The organism is Nitrospina watsonii, from assembly GCF_946900835.1.
Classification (GTDB): domain Bacteria; phylum Nitrospinota; class Nitrospinia; order Nitrospinales; family Nitrospinaceae; genus Nitrospina; species Nitrospina watsonii.
Map to the genome: position 1 here is coordinate 2,228,952 of NZ_OX336137.1, position 15,008 is coordinate 2,243,959.

A 15,008-nucleotide genomic window follows, 5' to 3' on the forward strand; every position below is an offset into this window, starting at 1 on the left:
CCGAACCAAAGGGGGGGGGCTGCCACTTCAAACTCGAGATGCAGATTTAAGAAGGAGGAAGGAATGATCAGACTTGGAGTCGCTTTGCTGGCCGTCATCGGCATGCTGGTTCCCGCGCACCTGGCTTTGGCGGAACCTTCCGATACGGAAGATCGCCTGCGCGCTTTGGAAGAAAAACTGAAACGCTTTGAAAACCTGGAGAACCTCCCGCAGAGGGAAGACTATATTCAGGTCCAATACAAAAATCCCGGCTTCGAGATGAAAACCGCAGACGGTTTGTTTTCCACCAAGCTGGTCTGGCGTGCCCAGTTGCGGTACACCACCCCGCACCGTTCGGATCCACGCAGCGTATCCGACTTCACCACCCGTTCCGACGCCAGCAACTTTGAAGCCCGCCGGTTGCGCATGAAGATAGGCGGCCACGGCTTCAAACCCTGGATCGATTATTACTTCGAAATCGATCTGCAACCCTCCCGCGACGTCGATGACAACAGTGCGGCTTCCTCCGCCCGGGTGATCGACTACCGCATCACCCTCCAGCCTTACGATGAACTCGGCATTCGGGTGGGACAATGGAAAATCGATTACAACCGCGAGCGGGTGGACTCCTCCGGCCGCCAGCAGTTTGTCGAACGCTCGATCGTGAACCGGGTGTTCACCATCGACCGTCAGGTGGGTGTCCAGGTGCGGGGCCGCCTGTTCAAGGAAACGTATGCGGACATGCGGTATTACGCGGGTGTCTTCAACGGCGAAGGCCGCTCCGTCAACAACCCGGACAACGACATGATGTACATGGGCCGCCTGCAGTGGAACTTTCTGGGCCGCGATCTGAAATGGCGGCAATCCGATGTGGCGTATCATAAAAAACCGACGGGCAGCCTGGCCTTTGCCGCCGCCACCAACAACGGCAAATGCTCCCGCTGGAGTTCCTCCGGTTGCGGCAATCTGAGCGGCCTGACCAGAGCCGGTTCTACCTCTCAGAACTTCAAGGTCGAGCAGTACGTCCAGGAGTTTGCCTTCAAGTATCGGGGGCTGTCGATCCAGGAAGAGTTTCACTGGAAAGATGTGGAGGACAAACGCAACATGACGACGCACAAGTACAAAGGCATGTACGCGCAGGCCGGATATTTTTTCCACGGTTTGATCCCGCAGATTCCTGAGAAGCTGGAACTCGCCGCACGCTACGCCTTCGTCGATGCACCGGTGGCGACCAACGTCGCGCTCACCGACAAGCGGGAAGAGTACACCGTTGCCCTCAACTACTTCTTCTCCGGCCACGACAACAAGATCACCGTGGACTACTCCATGCTGGAGTTGGAAGACGCGTCCACCGGAATCTCTTACGATGACAGCCGGGTGCGGGTGCAATGGGACGTTTCGTTCTAACTCTCTATAAGGAGGCCGCTCTCGACCCACACTTTTACCCCGGAAGCCACAAAGGCTTCCGGGACTCCACCCCCCGCGGACGGAACTTCCTTCCACGGGCTTACCTCCGACCGGCCGTCCTCCTTTTGCGGGAGAGGACGGCCGTTTTTGCATGACCGCCCCAATTATAACCAGCCATTTATGGCTTTAATTCTACGAAAAAATACAGTTATCCAATAAAAACAGTCAGTTGTGGGTATAGAATTTTTTCTATGAAATGTCGTTTTTTTTGTGACCCCCAGACCCGTTTTCGATAGAATAAATTCTATGCTTTTTTCGTACTTTATCCAGTTACAACTCACCTTCGGATTGAAATCTTGAACATCGCGTCCATGCAAAGAATCGAAGAGGAAAGAGCAAAACTCACCCTCAAAAAGCCGTTCCAGTTCAAGTATGATGTGGCCAACCTGAGGGGAGATTTGTTTGGCGGCATCACGGCGGGAATCGTCGCCTTGCCCTTGGCGCTGGCGTTTGGCGTGCAATCGGGGATGGGGGCCATCGCCGGTTTGTACGGGGCCATCGCGCTTGGTTTTTTCGCGGCAATTTTCGGTGGCACACGCCAGCAGATCAGCGGCCCCACCGGCCCCATGACGGTGGTCTCCAGCCTGGTGGTGATGACCGCCATTCAGAATACCGGCAGTCTGGCCTCAGCCAGCGGCACCATCATCACCATCTTCCTTCTCTCCGGTTTTTTCCTCCTTTTATACGGCTGCTTCAAACTCGGCACTTACATCCGCTACATTCCCTATCCTGTGGTTTCCGGATTCATGACCGGCATCGGGGTGATCATCATCATTCTGCAGATATTTCCCTTGATGGGGCAGAAGTCACCGAAAAAAATCCTGTCGGTCTTTGGAGAGCTGCCTCAGGCGCTGAACAACATCAACTGGGAAGCAGTGCTGGTGGCGACGACCACCATCGCCATCATTTATATTTTCCCCCGCATCACCAAGTCGATCCCCAGCACGCTGGTCGCGCTGCTCACCGTTTCCGGCATTTCCAACTGGGTCGGACTCAACGTCCCCCTGATCGGCGACATCCCCGACGGGTTCCCGGAACTGCGTCTCAATGAGGTTTCCTTTGAAGGCATGAAGCTCGGGCTGCTGATCAAGCTGGCGCTGACGTTGTCGCTTTTGGGAGCGATCGATTCGCTGTTGACCTCGGTGGTTGCCGACAACATCACCAAGACCAAGCACAACTCCAACCAGGAGTTGATCGGACAGGGTATCGGCAACATGGCCGCCGCCGCCATCGGCGGGTTGCCGGGCGCCGGGGCCACCATGCGGACGCTGGTGAACATCAATTCCGGCGGCCTCACCCGCCTGTCCGGCGTGGTGCATGCGCTGGTGCTGCTGATCATATTGATGGGCGCCGGGGTGTACGCCTCCCAAATTCCCCTGGCGGTGCTGGCGGGCATCCTGATTACGGTCGGCATCGGCATCATCGACTACAAGGGCATGCGCCATGTCAAGGCAGTGCCCCGTGCCGATGCCATCGTCATGTTTCTGGTGCTGGCATTGACGGTCTTCGTGGACCTGATCCAGGCCGTCGCGGCGGGTTTGATCATGTCCTCCATCCTGTTCATGAAGCAGATGAGCGATCAGGTGGGGGAGGAAGTCAAGATCGCCCCGCTGCGCGCCTATGGCAACGAGTTGCCTTGGGAGGATGAAGACATTCCGCCGTCCATCATCGACAAAATTTATGTCGAGCATCTGGATGGACCGCTGTTTTTCGGTTTTGCTCCCGCTTTTCAGGAGATGGCCAAGACGCTGCCGGACATCCGCGTCATCATTTTTCGCATGGAAGAGGTGCCGCATATCGACCAGACGGGGCTGTACGCTCTGGAAGAAGTGGTGCGGGAACTGGAAATGCGGAATATCGCTGTCGTGATGACCGGCCTGCAGGACCAGCCGCTGCGCATGCTGCGCCGCATCAATATCGTTCCGGGACTGGTGCCGGAACAATACCTGTTTCCCAGTTTCGCGGTGTGCGCCGATTGGCTGAAAGAGGAGTTGACCGATGCCAGCCACGAAGACATGCATTCCTTCTTTGACGAACTGGACAACGTGCGGCGTCAGCAAAAACTGATCCCCAAATATCGACTGTAAGAATAACCGTGCTAGAACAAGTCACCGGGTCCTCCTCCAACCTTGTTCAGGAAGTGGACACCATGACGACGGGAGCAACCGAAACGCTTAAAAACTCCTTTTGTAGAAGGAAACGTTCTTCGCTCTCATCAGAATCCAACCTACAGACAACTGTGCGCCAAAGCGCAGACCCCACACACCGCCGCGCTGGCCTGTGCCGACTCGGGTTTCCCCAGAAATCCTTTTTGACCAAGGCCTTGGCGGTCTGTTTGTCATGCGCGTGGCGGGCAATATCATCAACAAAATGATTTTGGGAAGCCTGGAGTACACCGTTGACCACTTGGGAACCCGCCTCATTCTGGTTCTCGGGCACAGCGGTTGTGGGGCCGTAGCGGCTGCCGTCTCGGGAGGCCACATTCCCGGCCACCTGGCAAGTATCGTGCACCCTATACAAAACCTGGTTAAAAAATTCACCAAAAACGGGAGCCCTCCCGACGTGGATGAACGGGTCCGGGAAAATGTCCGCCAAACCGTTAAAAATATTCATGCTTCCCGGCCTATCCTGTCTAAAATGATTAAAGATGGGGATCTCGAAGTGGCGGGCGCAATTTATCACTTGGAATCCGGGAAAATAGAATTATTATAGGTAAGGGTTCTTCTTATTCTGACTGCTGACCATCCTGGATATTGAATGGTTAAGTTCCGAGATTGCAAGGTAAGCACCAAAATTGGAGTGGGGTTCGGGCTGATCACCGTTATCCTGATGGGTGTGGTGCTGGTTACCATTCAACAAGTAAAAAATATGGAAGCCATCACCAAAAGGGTGGTGACCTTGCGCACTCCGACCGCCCATTCCAGCCTCATGATGCTGAACGGCATGAACCATTCCCTCGCATCCCTGCGTGGCTGGGTCATCCTCGGCGATTCACGCTTCAAACAGGATCGGGCCGCGGCCTGGAGCGAACAGATCGAACCCTCCCTCCAGCAGTTGCACCAGCTGGCTCCCCAATGGGAGGACGAGGACGGTGTCGAGATGCTGCGGTCCATCGAAAAAGACCTGAAAGACTTCAAACAATTCCAGCAGGACATCGAAGGCATCGCCCAGACCGTCCAGAACACCCCGGCCCGCCAGATTCTGTTTGAAAAGGCTCAACCGGTGGAAGAACGCCTGATCACTTACATCACGCGGATGATCAACCTGGAAATGCGCATTCCCCCCTCTTCACAAAACCGCAAAGCCCTGCTGGCCATCATGGCAGACCTGGAAGGGACCACCAGCCTCGCTTTCGAAAAGGCGGAAGAGTTCCTGCTTTCGGGCGACAAGGATTTCAAAAAACAGTTCGAGGAGAGCTGGGTCAAAAACACGGAGCGCTTCAACGATTTGAAACGGAATTTCAAGCTGCTTTCGGAGGGTCAGAAGAAGGTCTTCAAACGGCTGGAGCAGGCCCGGAATGAAATCGAACCGTTGTTACACGAGATTATCCAGATCCGTTCCGGAGAGGAATGGAACATGGCCAATGCGTGGCTGGTGCAGAAGGCCATCCCGGTGTCCTCACGCATCAAATCCAACCTGAATAAAATGACGGAGACCCAGAACCGGTTGCTGGATGAGGATATGAAGGAAATCTCCAGCCGCACTCACTTCCTGATCACCTTGCTGGTGCTGCTGTTTTTCATGGCGGCGTTGATGGCAGGCGTTCTGGGGTCGGCGATCACCCGCACCATCAGCGAACCCATTCAGCAGGTCAGCCACATGGCGCGGGAAATGGCGAAAGGCAACCTGAGGCAAAAGAAACTGCCGATCCACGCGCGGGATGAGGTGGGCGATCTTGCGGACAGCTTCAACCAACTGCTCGAAAAGATGAAGGGGAAATAGCGCTGTCGAAGTTCTCTGCATTCACGCCGGGTTTGCCGACGCCTCCCCTGCCGGCAACATGACCTCAAACGTGGACCCTTTTTCCACCTCACTGGTCACCCGGATGCTGCCCTGGTGGGACTCCACAATACTTTTGACGATAGCGAGACCCAACCCGGTGCTTTTTTCACCTCCGGTCGGGCGGGCCCCCACTTTTTGGAATCCGGTAAAAATTTCCTGCTGGTCCTCCGGGCGGATTCCCTGTCCTTCATCACGAACACCAATCAGCGCCTGGCCTCCTTCCCCGCTCAGAGTGATGAACACGTCCCCGCCCAACGGCGAATACTTGATGGCATTGCTGATGAGGTTGTCCAAAACCTGGGCCATGCGTCTGCGGTCGAACACGGTTAACGCCAGGTCATGCAAGTCTTCATGAATGGTGATGTCCTTGCCGCGGGCATGACCTGAATTGATCTGGATGCGTTCCCGGATGAGGGATTTCATATCCCCCGGTTTGAGATCGAGTTTCAGGTTGCCGCTTTCGATGACGGAAATATCCAGGAGATCATCCACCATCACCAGCAGGTCATTGACGGATTTGTTGATCAATTCCAGCATTTCCTCATACTCTTTCTTTGAAAACGATCCGCCGGACAGCGTCAGCAATTCCAAAAATCCATTGATCGAGGACAACGGGTTCCGGATATCGTGTGCCGCAATGCCCAAAAACCTGTTTTTCAATTCATTCAGGGAAACGAGGTCTTTGTTCCTTTGTTCCAGTTCCGCGATCAGTACCTCACGCTGACGCTTGAGGGCGTACAACTGGAGATGGGTCCGCACCCGCGCCAGCACTTCCTGCGACTTGAAGGGTTTGACGATGTAGTCCACGCCGCCCTGGCTGAACCCTTCCACCACATCCTCGACATCGTTGCGGGCGGAGATGAAAATAACCGGTGTGTCGGCGGTCTCGGGATTGTTTTTCAGGTGGCGGCAGGTTTCGTACCCATCCATGCCTTCCATCATGATGTCCAGCAGCACCAGGTCGGGCGCGAAACGGGAAGCGATCTTGAGAGCCTTGTCTCCACTCAGGGCGACGGAAATATTGTAGCCTTCGACTTCCAGAGTTTTCTGGAGCACTTCAATATTGGCGGGAGTGTCATCGACGATGAGGATTTTAAAACCTTCGAAATTGAACTGGGAGGGCGCCATATGTACCTTGATTCAAAACGTTTCAGCTAGGTTCCGCGGTGCCCCTGCATCTTATCCAGGAATTCGAGAACCTGATTGATCTGTTTCATATCATAGGAACGCATCATATCCTTAAAAAAAAGAGCCAGTTTTTTTTCTTCACCTTCTTCTTTAAGCACATCCAGCTGTTTCTCAAAACTGGTAAAGTTATAACTGGATGCCGCAGCCTTCATCGCCTCCAAAGTCGTTTGGGGAAGAATGATTTGCCTCAGGTCGATCTCGCGGTTTTCGGACACGGTTTTCGCCTCCGCAAGATTTTTGAGAAAATCGAGGCGCATGCCAAAACGTTTTTCTACCGCCTTCAGGACCGGCATCCGTTTGATCGGCTTGATCACTATCAGATCGGCTCCGGCTTCCTGGCACCGGTCGGCCGCATCCTTGCTGCGGGGGGAAGCCAGGACCACGATGGGAACCTCCGCAAACGCTTCAATCCGCCGGAGATTGCGCACCAGAGTTTCTCCCCGTTCCTCCAGGTCATCCAGACCGATGAATATGAGATCGGCTTCGGGGTTTTCCAGTGTGCAGGACGGACCCACGTCCGCAACCTGTTCCACGTCCACTCCCAGCGCGTGCGCAGACCGGGTCAGCTCTTCAAAACTTTTCTGATCGAGATTGCCAACCAGGACAGCCTGCATTTCTTTCCAGGCCAGCGGCTTGTTGAAGTACCACCCCTGCTCGGTTTTAAGCAGCAAATCGCCAAACCGCTTCAACGTCACTTCAATCGTGAAGTGGGTGCCTTTACCTTCCACCGATTGCACCGCAACGCTTCCTCCCATCGCCTCGATATGCTTTTTGGAAATGGACAACCCCAACCCCATACCCCGGCTGAGCCCCACCTCACCGAGTTTTTCAAACGCGTCGAATATTTTATCCAACTGCTCGGGGCCGATGCCGCGGCCGGTATCGATGATTTCAAACTGGAACCGTTCATTGGATTTCTGTTCGACGCGCAACAGCACCGCGCCTGAATCCGTGAACTTGACCGCATTGCCCAGAATATTGATCAGGGCCATCTGAAGTTTGATTTCATCGCCAAGCACCCACAGCGGCTTTTCGTCAAAACTTTCTGCAAAGAAATCGAGTCCTTTGAACAAACACCGGTTGCGAATGGAGGACGCGATCCGATCGATCATTCCACACAAATCAAAAGCCTGGCTGTGTAGCTCGAAATCCCCGACATCGATCTTCGACATTTCCAGTATATCGTCCACCAGCCGCATCAGTTGATTGCCCCCATCCACAATCCGTGCAATGTATTCCTTATGCTGGGAAGTCAGTTTGGGGTCCCGCTCCAGAATCTGGGCAAACCCCAGTACCGAATTGAGGGGTGTATGGATCTCGTGGCTCATGTGCGCGAGGAACTCCCTCTTCGCCCGGCTCGCGGACTGCGCCTGAATGCGGCTTTTCAGCAGCTCCTGGTCTTTCATTTTTCCTTCCGTCGTATCCCAGGCAATGATGGAAGCGCCGATCCGCTTGCCTCCCGGATCAAAAACAGGTGTCAATGCCATCGTCAGATCCAGGTCATCGTTATTTTTAGTGAGGCTTTTCAACTCGAACTTAACGGCCTCGCCATTGCGGATGCTTTCCAGAATTTGCGCCGCCTCATCGGTTTGATCCGCTCCCAGCAAAGCGACCACATTACTGCCAATCTGTTCCGCCTCCACATAACCAAAAATATGCTGCGCGCCCAAGTTCCAGCTATTGATCTTTCCATCGAGATCCAGCCCGATGATGGCATCCTCCGTGCTGCGCATGATGGCGGATAGAATGGCTTGATTTATGGTGAGTCGTTTGCGCTCCAGGGCGAGTCCCAGATGAGATCCGGCAGAAGCCAGAATATTCAGCAATTCCGGATCCGACTCACGCATGTCAGAAGTGAAAATTTGCACCACCCACGCAACGGAATTGTTCATGGGGACCGGGAAGGCAAACCCGGAATGCCCGGCTCCGCTGCCCGTGATCTCCAGGCGTTTCAAAAATGCCTTGTCCCGCCAAACGTTCTCCTGCCAAACCGGTTGGCTCAACTCCCAGACACGGCCTGCCAGCCCTTCTCCTTTGACAAACACCGACTCCATTGTTTTCGACATGGCGGGGCTGGTGAGATCCGGTACATTCTGGTAATGAATGGATGTGGGCACCAGGCAGGTGCCACTGTCTTCCACTTGGTGCACCAATCCCAATGCACCATCCAGCGTTTCACAGATTTGTTTCAGGAAAGACTGAAAACAGTCTTCAAAAGAAGAGGCCTCGTCGGCGATCCGGGTCAGATCTTTCAGCAACTGAATGTAGCGGGTTTGTTGTTTCAGCCGGGATTCCGCCAGCGCCCGGTCCCGGAGGCTCCGCATGCCCAGCACAACCTGCCCACAGATATCGAGCAGCGGTTGCAGAACATCCATCAAATCCTGCGAATACCCATCTTTCGCATTGGCCAGGCACAGCATGCCCACCACGTCCCCGCTCTGCGAAAAAGGCAGGCCGATAAAAGAATCGAGCGGGGGGTGGCCCTTCGGCAGTCCGCCCCGCCTGGGATCGGTTTGCGGCTCGTTGGCGACCACCACCTGCCCCGTGGTCATCACACTGCCAAACAGAGTATCGATATTGAAAAATTCGAGGCCGCTGCGTCCAAATTCGCTGAAAAACTGCCTGATGACCGGGTCATTGGAAATGCTTTCGTAGGCAAGAATATATACGTAAGGGTCTCCATCAGGACTCCTTCGTATCTCACCCACAAAACCGTATTCGCTGTCCGTAAGTTCAAGAATCTTACGGGTCAAATCGCGGAACCCCACAGCCGCATCATTCCCGGCGCTGATATGCGACTGAAATTCGGTGATCGCTTCCCAAACGCGAAACTTCACATTTATGTTATCTTCAGCCTTTTTCATAAATTGGAGGCAACTCACCCGCTCAGAATTTCCAAACGGATTGCTGCAATGCGTTGGCTATGTTCGATTTTTGATTCCGCCTCGTATTCCATCCTTCATAATCACCCCAAAGGGGCCGGAGCAAAACAAATTTGATTCTTTCCGGTACGGGCCGCCTGGTCCAATTGATGTTCGGTTGCTTCGATGGTGCTGGCAAGACGCGCTTCCATTTCCGTTCCATTGCCCTGAGGATACTGGCACAAGCCGAAGCTCATGGAAACGGCCATGTCCTGAGACCCCACCTGGAACAAGGAATTTTTTAAAATCGTCTGGAACTTGCGCGCAACCACCACCGCCCCCTCCAGCTTGGTCCCCGGCAACAAAACAAAAAAGCGTTCCGGATTCCATTGTCCGATGGCATCCAATATACGGCTGTGGCTGTTCAGTTTTTCCCCCAGGGCCACACGCAATTGTTCCTGAACCTCTGGAGATTCTCTGGAGAACGTGTCCCCCCATTCATCGATGTGTCCCATGATCAAGGTGAACGGGACCTGAATGCGCTGGTAGCGAATGGCTTCCCATTTATAAAGTTCCTGAATCAACGACTTGTCCAGCACGCCGGGAATCCGTTTGCCTCCCAGTTTCTGGGATATCTCCTTGATCAGCAGTTTTTTTTCCCGCTGTAATTCCTGAATCCGCAACTGGTTGTGAGTCCGGGCCAGCACCTCATCCTGGCGAAACGGCTTGGTGATATAATCCGCGCCACCGGACAGATAACAATTGTCGATTTCTTCGATACTCGTCTGACCCAGCAAAAACACAATGGGAATGTCTGCGGTCACCGGATTCGCTTTCAACTGGCGGCTGATCTCGAAGCTGTCGGTTCCATCCAGATGCGCATCCAGCAGAATCAGATCGGGCAAAGAGCGGGAAAGGATTTCTGAAACACGGCTGCCGACGGAGGTCGCGAAAATAACACACCCTTCGTTCTCCAACATGCCGCGCAGAATATCAATATTGGAGGGGATGTCATCCACGATCAGAATGTTCATCCCAAACTGGTTTTTAGACCCTTTATTCATAATATCCCGCCGAACAGGCTCCTGCCGTGGTGCGTCGAACTTCCACCGCCCCAGCCAATACAACGTCCCTTCCCAAAAAGGACGCTCAAATAAAAAAAATGATGCCGTCCAACCCGGCTTTTCACGGGGCCGTCTCAGCCCGCTATCGAATGCTCATTGAATCCGGCCGCAAGTACCCTCTGGTGTTTACGAATTCGTGAGAAACTTTTCCAGATCGGGAAACTGATCGGGTGTGTCCACATACTGATTTTTGATTTCCTTAACTTGGGAGAGGATGGTTTTGAATTTGTCCACCAGATCGGGATCAAAATGCTGGCCCGCACATTTCTCCAGTTCCGCCACCGCCTCTTCAACCGTCCATGCTTTTTTGTAGGGCCGATCCGACGTGAGCGCATCAAACACGTCACAAATGGCGACAATGCGGCCTTCGATCGGAATGTCCTCCCCCTCCGTGTTACTCGGGTAGCCGGAACCATCCCATTTTTCGTGATGGGTCAATGCGATGCTTTCAGCCATCTTCATCATTGCCGAACTGGACCCGGAAAGGATCTCCGCGCCGATGGTGGTATGGGTTTTCATCACTTCCCATTCTTCCGCAGTCAGGCGTCCCGGTTTCAGGAGAATCCGGTCGGGAATTCCGATCTTGCCGATGTCGTGCATCGGACTGGCGTTGAGAATGAGGTCGCATTCTTCGGGCGTCATGCCGTTGGCTTCAGCCAGCAACGCGGAAAACTTGCTCATGCGAATGACATGCATTCCCGTTTCATTATCGCGATATTCGGCCGCACGTCCCAAACGCTGAATCACTTCCCGCCGGGTATCGACCAGTTGCTGGGTGCGCTCCTGGATTTTCTTATCCAGGTCCTGATTCTGCTGCTGGACCTGATTGTGCAACAACCGCACGTCGAGCATGTTTTTGATACGAGCCAGCGCTTCAATCACATTGAACGGTTTGGTGATGAAATCCATGGCGCCGGCCAGCAGGGCACGCAGGCGGACCTCGTTGCTGTTGTTTGCAGTGAGAATTAAAATCGGGGGAGGCGTATTGTTCTGTTCGTAAACCTGTATCTCTTTCAGAAACTGAAAACCGTCCATCCCGGGCATGTTCAAATCCAAAAGCACAAGGTCCGGTCCCCATTCCTGGTAGCGTTTCAAACCTTCATGCGGATCTGTGCAAACGGTAATGGAACTGTACCCTCTTTGGTGGAGCATCTGTTCCAACAGTTTCACATTGGAAATCTCGTCATCCACAATCAAAATTTTACCGTCAAGAATGTCGTCTTCTGTCAACATAACAGGCCAATTTCCCTCATAGTTTTTACATGATTAAGGCTGCGTCTTGATTTCCTTACCTCAGAGAAGTGTTTTTTCATTTTCCCATGTTTTTTCCCTTTTTTTAATCTGAATCGAAGCGTTATCGGAAATTCTTTAAACCCCTAGCCCGTTGCATCACTTTGGAAACCGCTCAAATGCATTGATTCAAAGCCTCTATCCGACCGCAAAGCCTGTTTCGCCGCGCTCTATATCGGATCTCCAAAAAACCTAACCCCTCCCTCCGGGGAACGTTACGATGAGGGTCGTGCCTTCCCCTTTCTCCGAAAGAGCCGACATTTTACCTCCGAACCCTTTGACGATACGCTGGCAAATGGTCAGTCCCAACCCGGAGCCCAGGCTTTTACCTTTGGGTCCCAGTTGAACAAAAGGCCGGAAGATGCGCTCCGAATCGGTATTATCAAAACCGATGCCGTTGTCCTTGATCAGCACATGCCACACTCCGCTGCCACCCTGAAAACTGTCCAAAGTCAGTGACAGCGGCGTGTTTTCATTGCGAAACGTCACCGCGTTGGCAATCAAATGCTTAAACAGCAGGTACAGTTGCTCCGGGTCGCCCTCCACCGTCGGCAAAAAGCCCTGCACCAAACGATTCTGCGGTGCGTCAAACACATCCTTGAAATCTTCCAACACACGGGCAACGACGAATTCGAGCGAAACCGTTTGCTTCGAAAACCGGGCCTGGCCGGGAACCAGCGCATCGTTCAAACCCAGTTCTTGCAGCAGACGTGTCAGTTCCCCAACCACACGGTCCAGATCCTGCTCCGAAGCCAACCCCTCCCGGTCGCCCGTCTCATAGTTGCGAAGTGCGCGATAACTCAACGCCACAATTTCCCCGACCGCCACCGGCAGGTGTTCCTGCAATTTTTCCAGCAACCGGTCTTCACGGTCTGCGTTCTGCCCCGCGGACACACTCTCAAGAGAAGCCTCGACCCCCGCTTCTATTTTTTCCAGCCATTTATAAATAGTGTGCACCACAACCGGGCTCCCTTCATACGTCAGGATGCCTAACTCCACACGGGCCGCAAAGGGCACCTCTCCCTCTCCCAACAACTTCAACTCCGCAGTGATGGAATCCGCTCCGAATTTCAGCAGCTTGTCCAAAGCCCGGTGGTAAACCATCCGGTCTTCCGGTGCGATGAAATAGTCCAGCAACTGGTTGTCCATCCCGGCACTGTCAGAACCCAACATTTCCTGCGCCTGACGGTTGCCCCACATCACCTTCCCGGAGGCACTGGTGCAGATCAAAGCATTCGCACTGACGTCGAGAATCCGGCGCAAAAAATCGCATGAGTCTTCGAGCGATCTGTCTGAGTGCCAAGAGTTCATATCACGTTCCCTCAAAAGTGCCTGCCTGCGTTGCAAAACAGCATTCCCTTCGTGCTCGGTTTGGGCTGTGAAGAAGCCATTCTGCATCGGTTCCAAGAACCGTCTGTCCCGCTCCCCTCTAATGGAGATACCGGGTCTTTGTGCCTGAAGCGGCGAATCATCCTCTGCCCGCCTCCCCCTTAACAGAGCAATAAGCATGCCATCTGAGATGACCAACTCAAACACCTGATTTTTATAGTATTTTGAAATAGATAGGACGAACTTCCGGCACAGGAGTGCCTGGGTTGCTCCCGGATTCCGGGCTGAGTTCCGGAATTCGTGCCGTCATCAGGAACTACGGATTACTGGAAAAGAGTCGAGGCCATGACAGGGAGAACAGGAATGAGAGGCTCAACAGGCGTAAAACAATCGTCACTGGTAATCCTTTCGATTCAGCCCAAACGTTTTGATCTTGTCGTACAAGGTTTGCTTGGGAATCTGTAAGGCGTCCTGCGCTTTTTTCAAATCCCCTTTCTGCCGGATCAATTCCTGTTCGATCAGGTGTTTTTCAAAATCCGACACCTGTTCCTTGAAGGTGACTCCCGCATTACCGGAAGACACGGACTCCGCATCCTCCGCCAGAGACGTCAGCGAGGTTTCGAGATCCAGATTGAGGCCGAGGACGAACTTTTCCGCCTCATTGCGCAGCTCGCGCACATTGCCTTCCCATTGCCGGTCCAGCATGCGCCGGATCATCTCTGTCGGCGGCGGCGGAGCCTCAACCTTATACCGCGCGCAGGCTTCCAACACGAAGTGTTGAAACAATACCGGAATGTCCTCTTTACGGTCCCGCAACGGAGGCAGTTCGATCTGCACCACATTCAAACGGTAATACAGATCCTTGCGAAACTTGTTCTCCGCATACGCCTGCTTCAGGTCTTCCTTGGTCGCCGCAATCACCCGCACGTCCACATTGACCGTATCGTTCGATCCCACCCGCAGGATGTACCGGTCCTGCAAAACATGCAGCAGTTTGACCTGCAGGTGCAGCGGCATGCTCTCGATTTCATCCAGAAAAACAGTGCCGCCCTGCGCGTGCTCGAACTTGCCAATCCGGCGCTTGCTCGCACCGGTAAATGATCCCGCCTCGTGCCCGAACAGTTCACTCTCGATGATGGCTTCCGGAATGGCGCCGCAATTGATCGCCACGAAATGATGACCGGCACGCTTGCTCTGCTCATGCAGGCAACGCGCCACCAGGTCCTTGCCCGTCCCCGTTTCTCCCAGCAGCAGCACATCCACATCGCAGTCGGCGATCGTTTGCACCGTTTGCCGGAGTTTTTCAACGGACGACGATTTGCCGACGATCTGCGCGCCCCGGCTTTCCCGCTCCGCCCGCAGGTCGCGGACCTCCATCACCAGCCGCCTCTTTTCCAGCGCCCGGTTGAGAACATCGATGAAGCGGCTGGTGTCGAACGGTTTTTCCAGAAAATCGTAAGCGCCGTCCTGAATCGCCTTCACCGCCATCGGCACATCGCCCTGCCCCGTCATCAACACCACCGGCAGATCCGGGTCCAGTTCACGAATGCGTCCCAGCAGGCTGAGGCCATCCATGCCCGGCATCGCTATATCGGTGATGACGATCCCCGGCCATTCCGGCGTCAACACCTCCAACGCTTTTTTAGCGGAGTCGCACGCTTCCACCTCGAACCCGCGCTGGGTCAATTGATACGTGTAAGCGCGGCGCACGATCTCTTCATCATCCACAATGAGGATTTTATTGATTGCGTCCATAGTTTTTGGGAGC

General features: G+C 54.0%; 10 protein-coding genes. 4 read left to right on the top strand and 6 right to left on the bottom strand.

The genetic code is table 11. The features are described from left to right. Positions 1-63: 63 nt before the first annotated feature. From QML71_RS10320 to QML71_RS10335, 4 genes are all read left to right on the top strand, one after another. Complete coding sequence (locus QML71_RS10320; RefSeq protein ID WP_282011840.1) at positions 64-1,386, top strand: OprO/OprP family phosphate-selective porin; 1,323 nt, start codon at positions 64-66, stop codon at positions 1,384-1,386. A gap of 371 nt (positions 1,387-1,757) precedes the next feature. Continuing rightward, entirely contained in the window at positions 1,758-3,533 is a 1,776-nt protein-coding gene (locus QML71_RS10325; RefSeq protein WP_442940456.1) for a SulP family inorganic anion transporter, read from the top strand. 193 nt (positions 3,534-3,726) lie between these two features. Further along, positions 3,727-4,158 (top strand): carbonic anhydrase, encoded by a 432-nt coding sequence (locus QML71_RS10330; RefSeq protein ID WP_282011842.1) that lies wholly within the window; start codon positions 3,727-3,729, stop codon positions 4,156-4,158. A gap of 45 nt (positions 4,159-4,203) precedes the next feature. Beyond that, positions 4,204-5,388 (top strand): HAMP domain-containing protein, encoded by a 1,185-nt coding sequence (locus QML71_RS10335; RefSeq protein WP_282011843.1) that lies wholly within the window; start codon positions 4,204-4,206, stop codon positions 5,386-5,388. A 21-nt stretch (positions 5,389-5,409) separates the two neighbouring features. Here QML71_RS10335 and QML71_RS10340 read toward each other — a convergent pair whose 3' ends face one another. The 6 genes from QML71_RS10340 to QML71_RS10365 all read right to left on the bottom strand — a co-directional run bounded on the left by QML71_RS10340 (position 5,410) and on the right by QML71_RS10365 (position 14,995). After that, positions 5,410-6,576 (bottom strand): hybrid sensor histidine kinase/response regulator, encoded by a 1,167-nt coding sequence (locus QML71_RS10340; protein ID WP_282011844.1) that lies wholly within the window; start codon positions 6,574-6,576, stop codon positions 5,410-5,412. 26 nt (positions 6,577-6,602) lie between these two features. Continuing rightward, a complete protein-coding gene (locus tag QML71_RS10345; RefSeq protein WP_282011845.1) occupies positions 6,603-9,473 on the bottom strand; it encodes a GAF domain-containing protein in 2,871 nt (956 codons plus the stop codon). A gap of 128 nt (positions 9,474-9,601) precedes the next feature. Next, on the bottom strand, positions 9,602-10,531 hold the full coding sequence (locus tag QML71_RS10350; RefSeq protein ID WP_282011846.1) for a GGDEF domain-containing response regulator: 930 nt from the start codon (positions 10,529-10,531) through the stop codon (positions 9,602-9,604). Between the two features lie 216 nt (positions 10,532-10,747). Continuing rightward, positions 10,748-11,854 carry an HD domain-containing phosphohydrolase gene (locus tag QML71_RS10355; RefSeq protein WP_282011847.1) on the bottom strand — a complete coding sequence of 369 codons (1,107 nt, stop codon included), beginning with the start codon at positions 11,852-11,854 and terminating at the stop codon, positions 10,748-10,750. A gap of 249 nt (positions 11,855-12,103) precedes the next feature. Further along, the gene (locus QML71_RS10360; protein WP_282011848.1) at positions 12,104-13,438 is read right to left on the bottom strand and encodes an ATP-binding protein; all 1,335 of its coding nucleotides are present in this window, start codon (positions 13,436-13,438) and stop codon (positions 12,104-12,106) included. Between the two features lie 195 nt (positions 13,439-13,633). After that, on the bottom strand, positions 13,634-14,995 hold the full coding sequence (locus tag QML71_RS10365; protein WP_282011849.1) for a sigma-54-dependent transcriptional regulator: 1,362 nt from the start codon (positions 14,993-14,995) through the stop codon (positions 13,634-13,636). Positions 14,996-15,008 lie beyond the last annotated feature (13 nt).